12 protein-coding genes and 1 pseudogene are annotated in these 15,679 nt (G+C 67.8%); 10 read left to right on the top strand and 3 right to left on the bottom strand.

From position 1 onward, the window contains the following. Positions 1 to 56: 56 nt before the first annotated feature. Together OG858_RS40995 and OG858_RS40990 are read left to right on the top strand one after the other, a co-directional pair. Positions 57 to 755, top strand: coding sequence for a ribosome-inactivating family protein (locus OG858_RS40995; RefSeq protein WP_086747535.1), 699 nt, complete (start codon positions 57 to 59; stop codon positions 753 to 755). 220 nt (positions 756 to 975) lie between these two features. Continuing rightward, a pseudogene (locus tag OG858_RS40990) lies at positions 976 to 1,151 on the top strand (VOC family protein); the annotation flags it as partial. Between the two features lie 481 nt (positions 1,152 to 1,632). Here the strand turns inward: OG858_RS40990 and OG858_RS40985 are convergent. After that, complete coding sequence (locus OG858_RS40985; protein WP_218779594.1) at positions 1,633 to 2,640, bottom strand: LacI family DNA-binding transcriptional regulator; 1,008 nt, start codon at positions 2,638 to 2,640, stop codon at positions 1,633 to 1,635. Between the two features lie 385 nt (positions 2,641 to 3,025). Between OG858_RS40985 and OG858_RS40980 the strand changes: the two genes are divergently transcribed. Further along, positions 3,026 to 4,021, top strand: coding sequence for a LacI family DNA-binding transcriptional regulator (locus OG858_RS40980; RefSeq protein WP_179200891.1), 996 nt, complete (start codon positions 3,026 to 3,028; stop codon positions 4,019 to 4,021). Between the two features lie 989 nt (positions 4,022 to 5,010). Next, positions 5,011 to 7,284 carry a right-handed parallel beta-helix repeat-containing protein gene (locus OG858_RS40975; protein WP_256960297.1) on the top strand — a complete coding sequence of 758 codons (2,274 nt, stop codon included), beginning with the start codon at positions 5,011 to 5,013 and terminating at the stop codon, positions 7,282 to 7,284. 158 nt (positions 7,285 to 7,442) lie between these two features. On the opposite strand, the gene OG858_RS40970 is transcribed toward OG858_RS40975, so the two are convergent. Next, positions 7,443 to 8,087, bottom strand: coding sequence for an SGNH/GDSL hydrolase family protein (locus tag OG858_RS40970; RefSeq protein ID WP_086747531.1), 645 nt, complete (start codon positions 8,085 to 8,087; stop codon positions 7,443 to 7,445). Positions 8,088 to 8,216: 129 nt separating this feature from the next. Between OG858_RS40970 and OG858_RS40965 the strand changes: the two genes are divergently transcribed. Beyond that, positions 8,217 to 8,927: a cupin domain-containing protein gene (locus tag OG858_RS40965; protein ID WP_086747530.1), complete on the top strand. Its 711-nt coding sequence runs from the start codon at positions 8,217 to 8,219 to the stop codon at positions 8,925 to 8,927. A 144-nt stretch (positions 8,928 to 9,071) separates the two neighbouring features. Here OG858_RS40965 and OG858_RS40960 read toward each other — a convergent pair whose 3' ends face one another. Then, on the bottom strand, positions 9,072 to 10,061 hold the full coding sequence (locus OG858_RS40960; RefSeq protein WP_319065638.1) for a LacI family DNA-binding transcriptional regulator: 990 nt from the start codon (positions 10,059 to 10,061) through the stop codon (positions 9,072 to 9,074). 238 nt (positions 10,062 to 10,299) lie between these two features. Here OG858_RS40960 and OG858_RS40955 point away from each other — a divergent pair, with 238 nt between their 5' ends. The 5 genes from OG858_RS40955 to OG858_RS40935 all read left to right on the top strand — a co-directional run bounded on the left by OG858_RS40955 (position 10,300) and on the right by OG858_RS40935 (position 15,677). Next, positions 10,300 to 11,211 (top strand): carbohydrate ABC transporter permease, encoded by a 912-nt coding sequence (locus OG858_RS40955; RefSeq protein ID WP_373420781.1) that lies wholly within the window; start codon positions 10,300 to 10,302, stop codon positions 11,209 to 11,211. Beyond that, positions 11,204 to 12,100 carry a carbohydrate ABC transporter permease gene (locus OG858_RS40950; RefSeq protein ID WP_086746970.1) on the top strand — a complete coding sequence of 299 codons (897 nt, stop codon included), beginning with the start codon at positions 11,204 to 11,206 and terminating at the stop codon, positions 12,098 to 12,100. Before OG858_RS40955 ends, OG858_RS40950 begins: the two co-directional genes overlap by 8 nt. Positions 12,101 to 12,202: 102 nt before the next feature. Then, a complete protein-coding gene (locus OG858_RS40945) occupies positions 12,203 to 13,507 on the top strand; it encodes an ABC transporter substrate-binding protein (RefSeq protein ID WP_086746969.1) in 1,305 nt (434 codons plus the stop codon). A gap of 86 nt (positions 13,508 to 13,593) precedes the next feature. Continuing rightward, positions 13,594 to 14,709 carry a Gfo/Idh/MocA family protein gene (locus OG858_RS40940; protein WP_086746968.1) on the top strand — a complete coding sequence of 372 codons (1,116 nt, stop codon included), beginning with the start codon at positions 13,594 to 13,596 and terminating at the stop codon, positions 14,707 to 14,709. Next, positions 14,706 to 15,677, top strand: a complete 972-nt coding sequence (locus tag OG858_RS40935) for a DUF6807 domain-containing protein (protein WP_086746967.1) — start codon at positions 14,706 to 14,708, stop codon at positions 15,675 to 15,677. Before OG858_RS40940 ends, OG858_RS40935 begins: the two co-directional genes overlap by 4 nt. Positions 15,678 to 15,679: the final 2 nt, after the last annotated feature.

Here is a 15,679-nt window from a genome sequence, read left to right as displayed (position 1 = left end):
CCCGACTGTGAGCGTCGATCGTCGTATCGCTGCACGTCGAACAACCGGAGCGCACCATGCCCACCAGCGTCCGCATCGCGGTCACCCTGTCCGTCCTTCTCGGCATTCTGGTGATCATGCTGAGGTCCGGCGACACCGACACAGCCGCCTCGACGGCGGCGGACCACATGCCGATCGACGCCGATGCCGTCGCCGACGAGAAACACGTCCGCTTCCCACAGGTCCGCTGGAACATCAACCACGGCTCGGACGACTATCTGGCCATGCTCGACCAGCTGCGGAACCTCGCCCGGACCTCGGCCGACGGTTTCGCCGACCTCGTGATCAGCGGCGGCGACCCCGCCCCCACGGTGCATGCGCTCGTACGACTCGGCGACTTCCGCGTCGTGCGGTTCTCCTCCAGCGACACCCCGCACGACTTCGTCCTGAACCTCGCCTCCGACGTCCCCCACATGGGGGACACCACCGACGACGACTTGTTCCTCGGCGAGGAGGGCTACGACGCCCTCGCCCGCGTCGCGCGCCAGTCAGAGACCGCCGTCAACCTGAGCCGTCTCAGCCTCGAGAACAGCCTCAGGGACCTGACCGTCCGCGGCACCGACCGCACCGCCCAGGCACGCGGCATGCTGCGCTACGTCATCGCCATCACCGAGGCCTGCCGGTTCCGCCCCGTCGCCGACCGCATCGCGAACGGCATGGACAACGGGTCCGACGTCTTCGTCACCGCACAGCAGGTCGGCGTGATGCGCGACTAGCCAGTTGCCCAGCCCGTGCACACGGCGTGGTGCTGGGGTGCGTCAACGTGACCTGGCGCACGTCGGTCATGTCCGCACAGGAAGTGGCGCGTCGACATCTGGACGACCTGCGGGTCACGGTTCGTCGCCGCGCCCGTGAACACCCTCGCGCGCAAGCCCACCTCGCTGACCTGGCAGCGGGCGGCCGGACTTACGGATCAAGCACGGATCAAACGGATCAAGAGGCACGACGGAGCTGGAACGCTGGACGAGGACACGTGGCACCCGCACGTCTACGACTTCTCCCAGGCCGAGGTCACCGACCAGCGGGGCACCGCCAACCCGATGAACGAACTGGTCGCCAAGGAGTCGTTCAACGACGTCGACCGCGGTGTCCTCGTCGCCCCGCCGGTCTGACCCCACCCCTGCTCCCGGAGGCGCGGCGCCCCTGTCACTGCCCTGGCTGCACAAGCGCCGCGCCCCGGGCCCAGCCTGTGAGGAGCCGTACCATGCGTTTCGCCGCCTACGAACACCAGCACCGCCACCGCCGGGTTCAACGCTATCCGCATGTCTCACCACCCGATGCCGCCCGTTCGGCGTCGGCTGCGGCCTGTCAGTGTCATCTGCCTACGGAGCATGGCCACACCTCATTCCGGCGGACGGGAAATCGCAGGCCGACCGTGAGCCCCCTCCCGGTCTGGTCATGGTCCGCCGCCCGGCTCGGCTCGACGTCGTGCTCTGATCCGAGCAGGGCTTCTCTCGAGGACGGCGCCCGTGCTCATCGGCTACGGCGCGCTCGGCAGGCTGGAAGGCCGTCGCCCGCCGCGGGGCGTCGGCAGGGTCGCGGAGCAGCTCAGGGCCGGACGGGCGACGCTCACCGCGCGATCAGCCTGCACGGTCATCGAGGGGGTGTGCTTGTCCGCAGAACGACGTTCGTGGCGACCGGTACGATCCGCGGGGTGTCATCGTCGGAGAGCGCGAGCTCCATCGCACGGAGCCCGACCTGCTGCAGAGGAACGGTCACGGACGTCAGCTCCGGGACGACGTCCACCGCCGGGCCGATGTCGTCGAAGCCGGCGACGGCGATGTCCCGGCCAGGGACAAGCCCCACGTCACGAAATGCGGTCATCGCACCGATCGCCATGACGTCGCTGACCGCGAAGACGAGTTCCGTGCCGTCCAGTCCCCGCCGGACGAGCTCCCGGGCCGCCTCACACCCCCCACGGCGACTGAACTCGGCCTCGGCCACCATCCGCTCGTCGACGTCGATGCCGAACTCGCGCAGGCCCTCCACGAAACCGCTGCACCGGTCACGGGACGTCCTGAGTGCGGTCCCCGCCCGGACCACCGCGAACCGCCGGTAGCCGAGCCCTACCAGCGCGCGGGCAAGCTGCCGCGCTCCGCCGTAGTTGTCGATGCTGACGGTATGGAAAGGCAGGTCGTGCTGGCTGATCAGGACCACGCTGCCGCCCGCTTCCCGGTAGGCGTGGAGCTCCTCGACGAGTGCGTCGCGGGCATCGGCGCCGTCGACGCGGCTGCCGGTCATGACGATGACGCGGGGACGCATGCCGCGCAGCGTCCCGACGATCTGGAGTTCACGCTCCGGGGAGCGGTCCGCAACCGCCATGGTCACGATGAGTCCGGCGGCCTCGGCCGCCTGTGTCACCCCTGCCGCGATGGAGGAGAAGTACGGGTCGTCGACACCGCTGACGACCAGCGCGGCGATGTTCGTCGAACCCCGCGCGATCGCCTGGGCGGACAGGTGCGGTGCGTAGTCCAGTTCCGCGGCCGCGGTGAGCACACGGTCGACGTTCTCCTGCCGGACGTTGCGGACGCTGCCGTTGAGCACCCGGGATGCCGTCGCCTGTGAAACGCCCGCTGTCCGCGCCACATCATGCAGGGTCACCTGGCGCCCCTCGGATACGGCCTCCCCGCGACGCCCTACAGGCGCTGCCGCTCCCTCTTCCATACCGCACATTGTGCACCGAGCCGCCCAGCGCCTGGAAGTCGTGGAATCACTACCGACGGTCACTCCCTAGGCCGGTGCGCTTACCGGCGTACGTGCCGTGCGGAATCCCACCGGGCCGAGGCGACCACCTTCGAGCCGGGCGACCGTGGTCCCGAGGCGGTCCGGGCAGCCGTGTCCCGAGGCGGTCACCGGCACTCTCGTCCACACCTGCGCGGCCTGACCGGGGATATCCTCGGGTAGCGTCGACGGCGGCTCGTTTTCGTGGTGCGGGAGGAACGGCGCGATGCCCCATTCAGCCAGGCCGACCGTCACCCTGCGGGACGTGGCGGCGGCCGCCGGTGTGTCGGTCTCGACCGCGTCGCGAGTGCTGGGCGGCAGCTCGCGGACGGTCGCCGAGGAATACCGGCAGCGGGTCGTCTCCGCCGCGGCCGCGTTGCGCTACACCGCGGACACCGCGGCCCGGGCGATGCGGCGCGCGAACGACTCGATCGCGGTCGTCGGCGACGATCTCACGACCCCGTCGATGGGAATGGTCGCCGCGGCGATGGAACGGCGAGCGCGCGACGCAGGTGCGTTCGTGACCGTCTCCTCGACCCACGGCACCGCCGAGCGGCAGCTCCAAACCGTCCGGTTGCAGCGTGCCCTGCGGCCGCGTGCGCTCATTCTGACCTCGAGCCGCCTCGACACGAACGCCCTCGGCGGGCGCCTGCTCGACGAGTTGCTCGGCTACGAACGCGAAGGCGGCCGGGTAGTGATCGTCGGTGACACCGACATGCCGTTCGACTCCATCAGCTTCGACAATCACGGCCCTGCGAAGGAATTGGCCACCTACATCGCCGGGGCGGGGTACCGGCACGTGACGATCCTCGCCGGCGCGCGCAGGCAGGGGAACGTCTCGGCTCGTACCGCGGGCTTCATCGCCGGTCTCCGCCACGGCGGCGTCGAGGAGCGGCACATCCGGGTCTCGCACTGCACGGTGAACCGTCAAGGGGGGTTCGACGCGGCACTGCGGCTTGTCGCCGAGGGGCTGAAGCCGCCCCACGCGGTCCTCGCCGCCAACGACACCATCGCCATCGGCGCGATGTCGGCCTTCCGTGCTGCCGGGGTGGCGGTGCCCGACGAGGTCTCGGTGACCGGTTTCGACGACATCGAGCTCGCGATCGACGTGACACCGCGGCTGACGACCGTGTCGTTGCCGCTGGCGCAGGCAGGTGCCGAGGCCGTCCGCCTCGCGCTCGCGGACCGCACGGAAGCAGAACATCTGATGATGCGCGGGCAGATCGTGGTGCGCGACAGCACAGCGATCCGCGTCGTCTGAACCGCCCTTCAGCCGGTCACTCCCACCGACGCGCACAGCGTCTTCGGACCACCAGAACCCTGCCACGCCAAATGCGCATTTTTACCCGCTGACCGACGCTTGACGCCTTCGATCACGGACGGGCACACTGCGCGGAATACGATTTCCCGCTGAGGAAAGACTCCTCCACCGGGCGGGCACAGCCTCTGCGATCCACGCGACCACCCTCGCGCCGAGTCTCAGTGCAAGCCACACCCACACTCGCACTCCCTCCTAGGAGGATCTCCCGTGCACAACGTCATCGGGCTGCCTGACAGGCACATCAGACGGTTGGCGGCTCTGGCCTCTGGGCCAGCGAGAACGGATCGGAGGACGCCGAGACAGGGGCGGCCCCGGTCGCCCGCGCCATCAACCGCGACTACCTCGACGCCAAGATGAGCGCGTACATCAGCACCCGACCGATCCCACGGGCGGGCAGGTCCCCATCGCCGACCTCCCCGCCCGTGCGCCAGGAACTTTGAGACCGGCGTGCGCTCCTGCACCCCGCCGGGCAACTGGTACTCGAGCGGCCGGTGCGCAGTGCCGTCCGAAGCAGCTGGGCTGCCGCACGGCTCGCTGTCGAGTGGTGCCGTCGGCTTCCGGCGGAGCCCTCACGACACTGGCGCGTACATCTGCTCGAAACCTTGACGCCCTCGATGTCCGCTGGGCACACTGCGCGGAATACGTTTTCCCAGCACGCCCGCCACGGCAAGCACGAGGCTTCCAGACGGTCGACTTCACATCGGGGAGGGCACTGTGACACCGATAGCAAGACACCTGGAGCCGCCGCCGACCTCTTCACCCGACGGGGCATGTCCGGTCGGACCGGTTCCCATGTCGTCGCGCGCCCGTCGATGCGTCCACCGCACGGTCCCGAACTGCCCACGCCCCGAGTCGTTACTCGACGTCCCGACTGGAGGCGTCACGACAGGAGCCGGTACCTCACCACCACAGACGACAAGAAGAGGACAATGACCGTCAACCGAAGACTTGTGTCCCGAGCGACAGCCGCCGCACTGTGCGCGCTGGCCGTCATGCTCGCGTCGATCGTGCTCATCCCCGCGCAGCGGGCCTTCGCCGCGGGCTCCACGTACTACGTGAGCACGAGCGGCAGCGACAGCAACAGCGGAACCAGCAGCAGCGCGCCCTGGCGCTCGCTGAGCAAGGTGAACGCAACGACGTTCCAGCCCGGCGACACGATTCGCTTCGAGGCCGGTGACAGCTGGACCGGCCAGCTCTGGCCGAAGGGGTCGGGCTCCGACGGCGCCCCGATCTCCCTCGACAGCTACGGAACGGGCGCCAAGCCGAAGATCGCCGGCCAGGGAACGGTCGGCGACGCGGTGCGGTTGTACAACCAGGAGTACTGGGAGATCCGCAACCTCGACGTGTCGAACGCGGTACCCACGGGCACGACGGACGGTTCGAAGCTCGGCGACTTCCGTGGCATCGGCGTGCACGGTGACAACGGCCAGACCCTGCACCACTTCGTGATCGACTCGGTCGACGTGCATGATGTCACCGGCGAGGTCAAGTGGGTCGGCGGCAACACCGCCGACAACAAGCCGGGCATTAGCTTCATGCAGGGCTGGGACCGCTCGAAGAACACCGGCGGCATCGCCTTCCTCACCGGTGTCCAGGACATCACCGCGCCCGGCGCCCCCACGTTGCTCGACGGCATCACCGTGGAGAACTCCACCATCAAGAACACCTCGTTCAACGGGATCGTCACAAAGCAGTACGCCGGTGACGCGCCCGGTGCCGTCTACACCGGCTGGGGCAAGCGCGCCACGGCCACCGACCCCGCCTGGAAGCCGTACACCAACGTCACGTTCCGCGGCAACTACATCACGCAGGCGAACACCCCCTTCGGCTGCAACGGCATCTACCTCACCGGCGTCCGGGGCGGGCTCGTCGAAGGCAACGTGATCGACCGCGTCGGTGTCTCCGGCGTCGAGACCAACATGGCCGACAGCGTCACCGTCCAGCACAACGAGATCATGGGTACCCATCTCTCGTCGGGCGGCGCCGACCAGAATGCCCTGGACCCCGACATCGGTACCACCAACCAGCTGTTCCAGTACAACTACCTCCACGACAACGGCGACGGCATCCTGCTGTGCGCGTGCAACTCCGCGGTCAAGTTCGGCAGCGTGGTGATCCGCTACAACGTCGTCACCGGCAGCACGCGGTGGAACATCCACATGTCGCAGCAGACCGGCTCGGTGGCGAACGTCTACAACAACACCTTCGCCAACACCAACTCACAGTCCATGGTGACCGGCGGCGTGGGCGGCAAGGTGACGTTCACCAACAACCTGTTCGTCTCCGGACAGTCCGCACCCGAGTTCAGGCAACAGTCGACCATCATCTACAACAACAACGGGTACTCGTCCAACCTGACGACTCGGCCCGCGTCCGACGTGAACGCCGTGGTCGGCGCTCCGCAGTTCGTGAACGCCGCCACCACGGGGCCCTACGGTGACGAGAGCGGCACGAGACTCGCCACGGCGGCGAACTTCGCACTCCAGTCAGGATCGGTCTTCGCCGACGCCGGCGCCACGATCACCGGCAACGGCGGTCTCGACTACTCCGGGGCGACCGTCCCGATCGGGAACGATCCGGAGATCGGTGCCTTCGAACGCGGCGCGCCCGACATCGCGTTCACGGACACGTTCGACGGCCTGCCAACCGGCGCGCTCGCCAATGGAACCAACGGATGGCGAGTCATCTCGACCAACAACGACGTCTCCGTGGTGCAGACGCCGTCCGCCTCCGACAAGAGCGTCCGGCTGACCCGCACCATCGAAGGCGGCGGCAGCGACGGAACCAACCTCGCCCGCCTCTTCAGCACCCCGCTGCAGGGCGTGGTGACCATCGACGCGCAGGTGATGCGCAACGACTCGCAGGCCGGCTGGTTCGGACTGCCCTATCTCTACAACGCCTCCGGTGCCCCGGCCGTCAGCGTCGCCTTCGCCCGCGGCCAGATCCACGCGTACAAGGGGACCACGGACACGGTGATCGGTACGTACACCAATGGCAAGTGGTACCGGGTCACGCTCACCGTGGACACCGTGAACCAGCGCTTCGACCTGGACATCGACGGCCGTCGTGTGCTGAACGACTCGGTGTTCCGCACCTCGATGCCAGGGATCGCCAAGGTCGCGTGGTACTCGAACGGGGGTGAGCGCGGGGCGGTGCACGTGGACGACGTCAGAATCTCGCGCGGCACCGGATTCGGCCAGTGAAAGCCAGGACCAGGGTGGTGGCGTGAGCATTTCGGTAAGCTTTCTGACCCAGTAAGCGCTTCCTCCTCCGCCATGGTTCTCAGCTCAGGATGACGTCACGAAAGAGGAATCGGATCTGCCTGGCCGAAATCGGCCAGGCAGATCCGATTGCCGACTGATCAACGTGATGAAATCTGCTGCAGCGTGGCAATCAGCACCGGCACATAGAAAGTGGTGATACCGGCGTCATTGGGATGCGTTCCCGATCCCTCTGTGCCAGGGGAACCGTTGACCAGGTCGTCGAAGGTGTATTTCGCACGCTGGATGTCATCGCGCGTGTCGAACGTCGTCTCCCCGAAGACGTCGGCCACGGCGACGTCCCGCTTGCGGCAGGCTTCCAGGGTCGCCTCGCGCAACGCCACCTGCGTGCCCCAGTCCCGCGAACCGAGCTTGTGGGCGGCGACGTACACGATGCGGGCGGTCGGCCACTTCCGCTCCATGGCGTGCAGCGTCTCCTCCAGCTCTTCCGCGTAGGTGGCGAGCGTGTACGCGCGGTTCCGGAAAATGGACTGCGCGTCGTTGGTGCCTCCGTCGAAGACGACGAAGTCCGGCGCCGTGCCGGTCGCTTGCTCGACCTGCGTGAGTATCTGCCCTCCGGAAGCATCCGGGTCGACGCCTATGGTCGCGCCGTTCCGGGCGAACTTGGTGAGGGCCATGCCCTCGCGCTCCGCGACCACGTCCACGAAACCGTGCGGATACACATGCCCGTACACAATGCTGTCGCCGAAGGCATAGATGCTCTTGCCTACCAACGCATCGTTCACATTGTCCTCCTCGCGACTTCACCATTCATGTCCGATCTTAGACAGAACATTGACCGGTTGGGCGATCGGTGCGTAAATTGAGAGAGATAGAAAGCGCTTACTGAAAGAAAATGGAGTGTTGACACACGCATGAACACAACCAACACCGGATTGCCCGGGGGCGTCGCCATCTCGCATCTGTCGGTGTACGACTGGCCTGCCGCCGACGGGGCGTGCGGCGGCACGCCCCACATGCACCTGGCGTGTTCAGAGGCCTACGTCGTCACCGGCGGACGCGGGGCCGTGCAGACGCTGACCACTTCCGGGTACGAGGTCACTTCGCTCCGGGCCGGCACGGTCGCCTGGTTCACGCCGGGCACCATTCACCGGCTGGTCAACGAGGGTGATCTGCGGATCACCGTTCTGATGCAGAACAGCGGGCTGCCGGAGGCGGGGGACGCGGTCCTCACGCTGCCCCCGGAGTACCTGACCGATCCGGAGACGTACGCCCGCGCCACCGCCATTCCGGCCGACGCGCCCGAGGAGGAGCAGGAACGCGTCGCCCGGGCCCGGCGGGACCTCGCTCTGGAGGGCTACCGGGCACTTCGGGAGGCTGAGGGGCCACAGGCCCTGGCCGCGTTCCACCGTGCCGCCGCCGCGCTCGTACGGCCCCGCATCGCCGAGTGGCGCGAGCGGTGGCGACAGGGTGCCGAGGCCTCCGCCAGGGCCACTGCGGCGCAGCTCGACTGGCTGGAGCGGGGGGAGTCCCCCCACCTCGCAGATGCCGCCGTCAGCTCCGAACAGCCCGCTGCCCGCGGGAAGTTCGGCATGTGCGGTCGGCTTGACGTCTACGCGAACTGAGGGCGATGGGCACGTGAGGACGCGCGGCGTGCGCGGTCGGTTCGGCCCGCGCCCAAAGGCCGGGCCGGACAGGCGGTGCAGGGGCAGAGGCAGGGGACGGACGCCTGGTCCTCCTGCTCCGCGCCCACTCGGCAGCGGCGCCGGTCACCGCATACGGCTGAGACGCCCTGCCGCAGGCGGCTCGGCCGTCGACTCCCGCCAGACGATCCGGAACAGGGAGCCCTCAGTCGTCTCGGGCGCGCTGTCCCTCAGACCCGCGATCAGCTTGGCCATGGCCGTACTGCCCAACTGTTCGAGCTCCACGTCGACGGTCGTCAGGGACGGGGTCATGAACTGCCCGACTCCGGCATTGTCCCAACCGGTCACACTGAGGTCGCCAGGGACGTCCCAGCCGCGCTCCCGAGCGCCCCGGACGACGCCGGCGGCGACGAGGTCATTGGCCGCGATCACCGCGGTCGGCCGCGCATGGCTCGGAAGCGACCGTATCGCCTCGATGCCGGACTCTCCCGACCAGTCTCCGTCGAAGACGCCGACGGACTCGACCCCGAGGCGTTCGACGGTCTCCAGATAGCTCTGCTTGCGCGCTCTTGCGGAGGCGAACTGCGCGTCACCCGCCACGTGGAGGAACCGGGAGTGACCGAGCGCCGCCAAGTGCTCGATCATCCGCACCAGGGGCGTGGCGTCGGCCAGTTGCCCGATGCCGCGCATCTCGTCGTCGAAGTCGGCCGAGATCACCACGGCCGTCCTCTGGTGCAGTTTGCTCTCCACGGCGGGAAGCACGGGGGCGAGGGAGAGGATGCCCTCGTACTGTCCCGAATCGGCGAGCTCCAGCAGGCGGTCACTCCTCGCGCGTACGCCGCCCCCGGCGCTCACGACGTCCACGAAGAACCCCGCGGCCTGCGCAGTCGCGCTGGCACCTGCCAGCATGCGTGAGGGGTTGAAGGCCATGGCGGGCATGAGGATCGCCAGTCGGCCGGTCTTCCGCGTGCGCATCGACCGCGCCACCAGGTTGGGACGGTAGTCCAGTTCCCGTATGGCCTTCTCCACGCGTTCCAGGGTCGCGGGCTTCAGCCCGCCGTTGAACCGCAGATACCGCGACACCGTCTGGGGTGACACTCCGGCGAGTCGCGCCACATCGGTGATCGTAGGCCGTCGTCGCTCCGTGTCAGCGCCGTCCATCCGCTTCCCCCACCTTTCGCCAACGTTTGGTGAAGTCAGAGACTACACACTCTTGACGCAAAAAGTGATCGTTCACTATTGTCCTCGCAACCCACAAAGTGAACGATCACTTTTTGCGTGAAGCGTGGCCCGGGACGGGCCCGCACCACTGTGTGCCGATGCCGCCGCTCAAGGGAGCAGTGCCGTGAGCTCCATCAACGAACTACGCCGGCTGCGCGGGTCCCAACAGGGCGCGCGACAGCAGAACAAGGCGGCGTTCTTCTTCCTACTGCCATGGTTCGTCGGGCTCTTCGGGATCACTCTCGGCCCGATGCTGGCCTCGCTCTACCTCAGCTTCACCAAGTACAACCTGTTGCAGCCGCCTCAGTTCAACGGAGTCGAGAACTGGACGCGCATGCTCGATGACGAGCGTCTGCACAAGTCGCTCGAAGTGACGTTCAGCTACGTCCTCGTCTCCGTCCCGTTGCAGCTGGCGATGGCCCTCGGGCTCGCCCTGGTGCTGGACAAGGGAGTACGGGGTCTTGCCTTCTACCGCTCCGTCTTCTATCTGCCGTCACTGATCGGCGGCAGCGTGGCGATCGCCGTGCTGTGGCGCGCGATGTTCGGGACCAACGGCCTTGTCAACGAGGCCCTGGCCCTCGTCGGTGTCCAGGGGCAGGGCTGGATCTCGGAGCCGGGAACGGCGCTGTCGACCCTCGTCGTCCTGAACGTCTGGACCTTCGGCTCACCCATGGTGATCTTCCTCGCCGGGCTGCGGCAGATTCCGACCTCCCTCTACGAGGCGGCGTCCGTCGACGGCGCGAAGCGCTGGCGCCAGTTCCGCAGCATCACCATTCCGCTGCTGACACCCATCATCTTCTTCAACCTGGTGCTGCAGATCATCCACGCCTTCCAGACCTTCACCCAGGCCTTCGTGGTATCCGGCGGTACCGGAGGGCCCGCCGACTCCACCCTCTTCTTCTCGCTGTACCTGTACCAGCGCGGGTTCGGCCACTTCGACATGGGGTACGCGTCCGCGCTCGCGTGGGTCCTGCTCCTCATCGTCGCGGCCTTCACCGCCGTCAACTTCTGGGCCTCAAAGTACTGGGTGTTCTACGATGACTGACCGCACCGAAGCCGTACCCCCCTCGCTGTCCGCCCCTCGCCCGCACGCGATACGCCGGGTCAGGCGCGCCGTGCGCGCCCCTCTCAAGCACTGTCTGTTGGCCCTCTGCGCCCTCACGATGCTGTACCCCGTCCTGTGGATGGTGGTCAGCTCGCTGCGTCCCAACAGTGAGATCTTCCGCAGTGCGGGACTCGCCCTGACGCACCCGCGCTTCGAGAACTACAGCAACGGCTGGAACGCCTTCTCCCAACCGTTCAGTCATTACATGATCAACTCGGCGATCGTCGTCACCGGCGCGATCCTCGGGAACCTCCTCGCCTGCTCCCTGGCCGCGTACGCGTTCGCCAGGCTGGAATTCCGGGCGAAACGCATGCTGTTCGCCATCATGCTCGTCACCATCATGCTGCCGATCCACGTGATCATCGTGCCCCAGTACGTCCTCTACTCGGAGCTCGGCTGGGTCAACACGTTCCTGCCCCTGATCGTGCCGAAGTTCCTGGCGACCGACGCCTTCTTCATCTTCCTCATGGTGCAGTTCATCCGTGGCATCCCGCGCGAGATCGACGAGGCGGCCCGGATCGACGGCGCCGGGCACGCGCGGATCTTCTTCCACGTCATCCTGCCGCTGATGGTCCCGGCCCTGGCGACCACCGCGATCTTCACCTTCATCTGGACCTGGAACGACTTCTACACCCAGCTCATTTACCTGACCGACCCGGACATGTACACCACACCTCTCGCGCTGCGCACCTTCGTGGACCAGCAGAGCGCGACGGACTGGGGCTCGGTGTTCGCCATGAGCGTGGTGTCGCTCGTTCCCGTCTTCCTCGTCTTCCTCGCAGGGCAGCGCTTCCTGCTGCGAGGCATCGCGACCACCGGCGGCAAGTAACCGCGGGGGCTACTGCCGGACACGCGGAGGCGCCCGAGTCATGGCCGTTCGGGAGCACCGCAGCCACCGATCCGACCCACTTATCAGTCACAGGAGAACCACATGAACCCCAGCCCCTTCAGACGCGTCGCGATCGGGGCGGTCGCCTCACTCTCGCTCGTGCTGACCGCTTGCAGCGGCGGCAGCAGCGGGTCCGCTCCCGAGCTCGGCGACAAGCCGGTCACCATCCGTGCCACCTGGTGGGGTGCGGACGCCCGCGCCCAGCTCACCGACGAGGTCATCAAGGCGTTCGAGAAGAAGTACCCCAACATCACGGTCAAGGGCCAGTACAAGGACTGGAACGGCTACTGGGACGCGCTCGCCACGACGACCGCGGCCAAGGACTCCCCCGACGTCGTCCAGATGGACGAGCTGTATCTCGCCTCGTACGCCGACCGCGGAGCGCTGTACGACCTCGGCAAGGCCAAGAAGATCCTCAGCACCTCGCAGTTCGACGACCAGGCCCTCGCCACCGGACAGATCGACGGAACGCAGTACGCGCTTCCCGTCGGCGTCGGCGTCATGTCCGTCCTCGTGAACACCGACCTGTTCAAGAAGTACGGCGTGAAGGTTCCCGACGACAAGACGTGGACGTGGGACGACTACGCCAAGATCGCCGAGGAGCTGACGGACAAGAGCGGCGGCAAGATCCACGGTGCGGCCGGCGCGCCGGGCTTCTCCGCCGGCGATGTCAAGTACTGGGCTCGTCAGCACGGTGAGAACCTCTTCGACAAGGACGGCAACGTCTCCCTGAAGCCCGAGACGCTCGCCGGCATGTGGAAGTACGGTCTGGATCTGCTCTCCTCCAAGGCCAGCGTCACTACGTCGACGATGGTCGAGGACCTGACCGCGGGTGTCACCGCCGGCAGCTTCGCCACCGGCAAGGCGGCCATGATGGGGGCCTACAACACCCAGATCACCGCCATCCAGCAGGCCGCGGGCGCCCATGTGCGACTGCTGCAGATGCCTCGGGCCGGCGACACCAAGGCGAACTTCTTCAAGCCCTCCATGTACTGGGCGGTCTCCAGCCAGAGCACCCACCCGGCCGAGGCGGCCGCGTTCATCAACTTCATGCTCAACGACCCCAAGGCCGCCGACATCCTCAAGACGGAGCGCGGCATCCCCGCCAACAAGGCGATGCTGAAGCACCTCCAGCCGACTCTGGCCGGGACCGACAAGGCGGCGGCCGACTACATGAACGCCGTGACCCCGGGCGAGTCGCCGGTCGTGACCCCCAACGGCGGAAGCGGCATCGAACCGGAGCTGCAGCGCTACAGCCAGGAGGTCTACTTCAAGAAGACCTCGCCGGAAGCCGCCGCGAAGGCCTTCGTCAAGGAGCTGCAGGGCGAGATCGACGCGGCCAAGTGACCTCCTTCCGGGGGCCGTCGCCGCTGCCCACGGCCCCCGGCAGCCCCACGAGACGTGGGTCAGGAACCAAGAGAGAGAAAACACCCATGCCCAGCCCCCGGCCGCCGTACCGCGTGGCCATCATCGGCACCGGCGGTATCGCCCACGCTCATGCCGAAGCCCTCACCGAACTCTCCGAACGCGCCCGGCTGGTCGCCGTCGCCGACCTCGACACCGGCCGTGCCGCCGAGTTCGCCGACCGGTTCTCCGTGCCGCACGTCTTCGACGACCCGCAGGCTCTGCTGGAGAGCGAGGACCTCGATCTCGTACACATCTGTACGCCCCCGCAGACCCACGTACCGCTGGCATCCATGGTGATGCTGGCCGGCGTCACCGCCCTGGTGGAGAAGCCGACGGCACTCAGCCTGCGTGAGATGGACCGACTGGCCGCGGTGCAGGAACAGACCGGCTCCAAGGTCCTGACCGTCTTCCAGCACCGCTACGGCGCCGCGGCGGTACGCCTGCGCCGGCTGGCCCGATCCGGCGCACTGGGCCGGCCACTGGTCGCCACCTGCGAGACCCTCTGGTACCGGCCCGACGCGTACTTCGAGGTGCCGTGGCGGGGACGCTGGGACGTCGAGGGCGGCGGCCCCACGATGGGACACGGCATCCACCAGTTCGACCTCTTGCTGTCGGTCCTCGGCCCCTGGTCCCAGATCGCCGCACTCGCCGAGCGCCAGGCCCGCCCCACGGACACCGAGGACGTCTCGATCGCCGCCGTCCGATTCGACAGCGGAGCCCTCGCCACGGTGGTCAACTCCCTGCTGTCCCCCCGGGAGACCTCGCGCCTGCGCTTCGACTTCGAATACGCCACGGTCGAACTCGAACACCTCTACGGCTACCGCGAGGAACACTGGCGGTTCACCCCGGCCCCCGGCCACGAGGGTCTCTCGGACCTCTGGACCGACGGTGCCGAGCCGGACATCACGAGCGGCCACAGGCTCCAGATCGAGGCCGTGTTCGACGCCTGGGAGGCCGGACAGGAACCCGGCGTCTGCCTGCAAGAGGCGCGCCGCACGCTGGAGTTCGCGGCGGCGACGTACGCCTCCGCCTTCCGCGGTGTCCGCGTCGCAGCGGGCGAACTGACCGACGACGACCCGTTCGCGCTCAGCATGGACGGCGGCGCCGTGCCGTGGGCACGGGTCAAGGAGGCCCTCGTATGAACGCTCTTGAGATCCGCCACGACCTGGGTACCTCGGTCACGGTCCGCGACGGCGGCACCGAGCTGTTCCGCTACGTGTACCGGCCGGACACCGTCCAACTGGAATCTCCCAAGCCCTACATCCACCCCCTGCGCACCCGGGCCGGCAAGGTGGTCAGCCTGTTCCGTCCCCACGACCACGTGTGGCACAAGGGCATCGCGTGGTCCCTGCCCCACGTGGGCGAGGAGAACTTCTGGGGCGGTCCCACGTACGTCCACGGACGCTTCTACGTCCAACTGCAGAACAACGGAACCCAGGGCCACCGCCGGGTCGTCGACCTGGACAGGGCCGACGGAACGGCGACGTTCGCCCACGACCTGGACTGGACCACCCAGTCCGGCACGCTGTTCTTCACCGAGCGCCGGACGCTGCGGGCGAGCCTGATCTCCCCGCACGCCTGGGCATTGACTTTCGAGACGCAGATGACCAACGTCTCCGGAACGGACGTCGCCATGGGCTCCCCGACCACCAAGGGACGGGAGAACGCCGGCTACGGCGGCCTGTTCTGGCGTGGCCCTCGGTCGTTCACCGGCGGACAGTTCGTGACCGAGAAGGGCCTGGGTGGCGACGAGGTCCGCGGGCAGCGCATGGAGTGGATGGGCTTCGCGGGCCGCCACGACGAGACGGACGCGCAGTCGCTCGTGCTCATGGTCGACGACGCGGCCAACCCGAGTCACCCGCCGCAGTGGTTCGCCCGGACCGAGGAGTTCGCCTGCCTCAACCCGGCACCGTTCTTCAGCGAGGAGCTGACCGTCGAGGACGGCGCGACCGTGCGGTTCCGCTACGGCGTCGGGATCGCCGATGCCGACGCGAACGCGGCTCCCGCACTCGCCGACGCGGTACGCCGGGTGCTCACACGGTCGGACACGCCGTCCGCACGTGCCGCAGAATCCACGGAATCCTCTTCAGGACGCTTCGCGACGGAGTGATC

The organism is Streptomyces europaeiscabiei, from assembly GCF_036346855.1.
GTDB classification, from domain to species: domain Bacteria; phylum Actinomycetota; class Actinomycetes; order Streptomycetales; family Streptomycetaceae; genus Streptomyces; species Streptomyces europaeiscabiei.
Note: the sequence above shows the minus strand (reverse complement) of the source record. Positions and strands in the feature narration are given on the sequence as shown.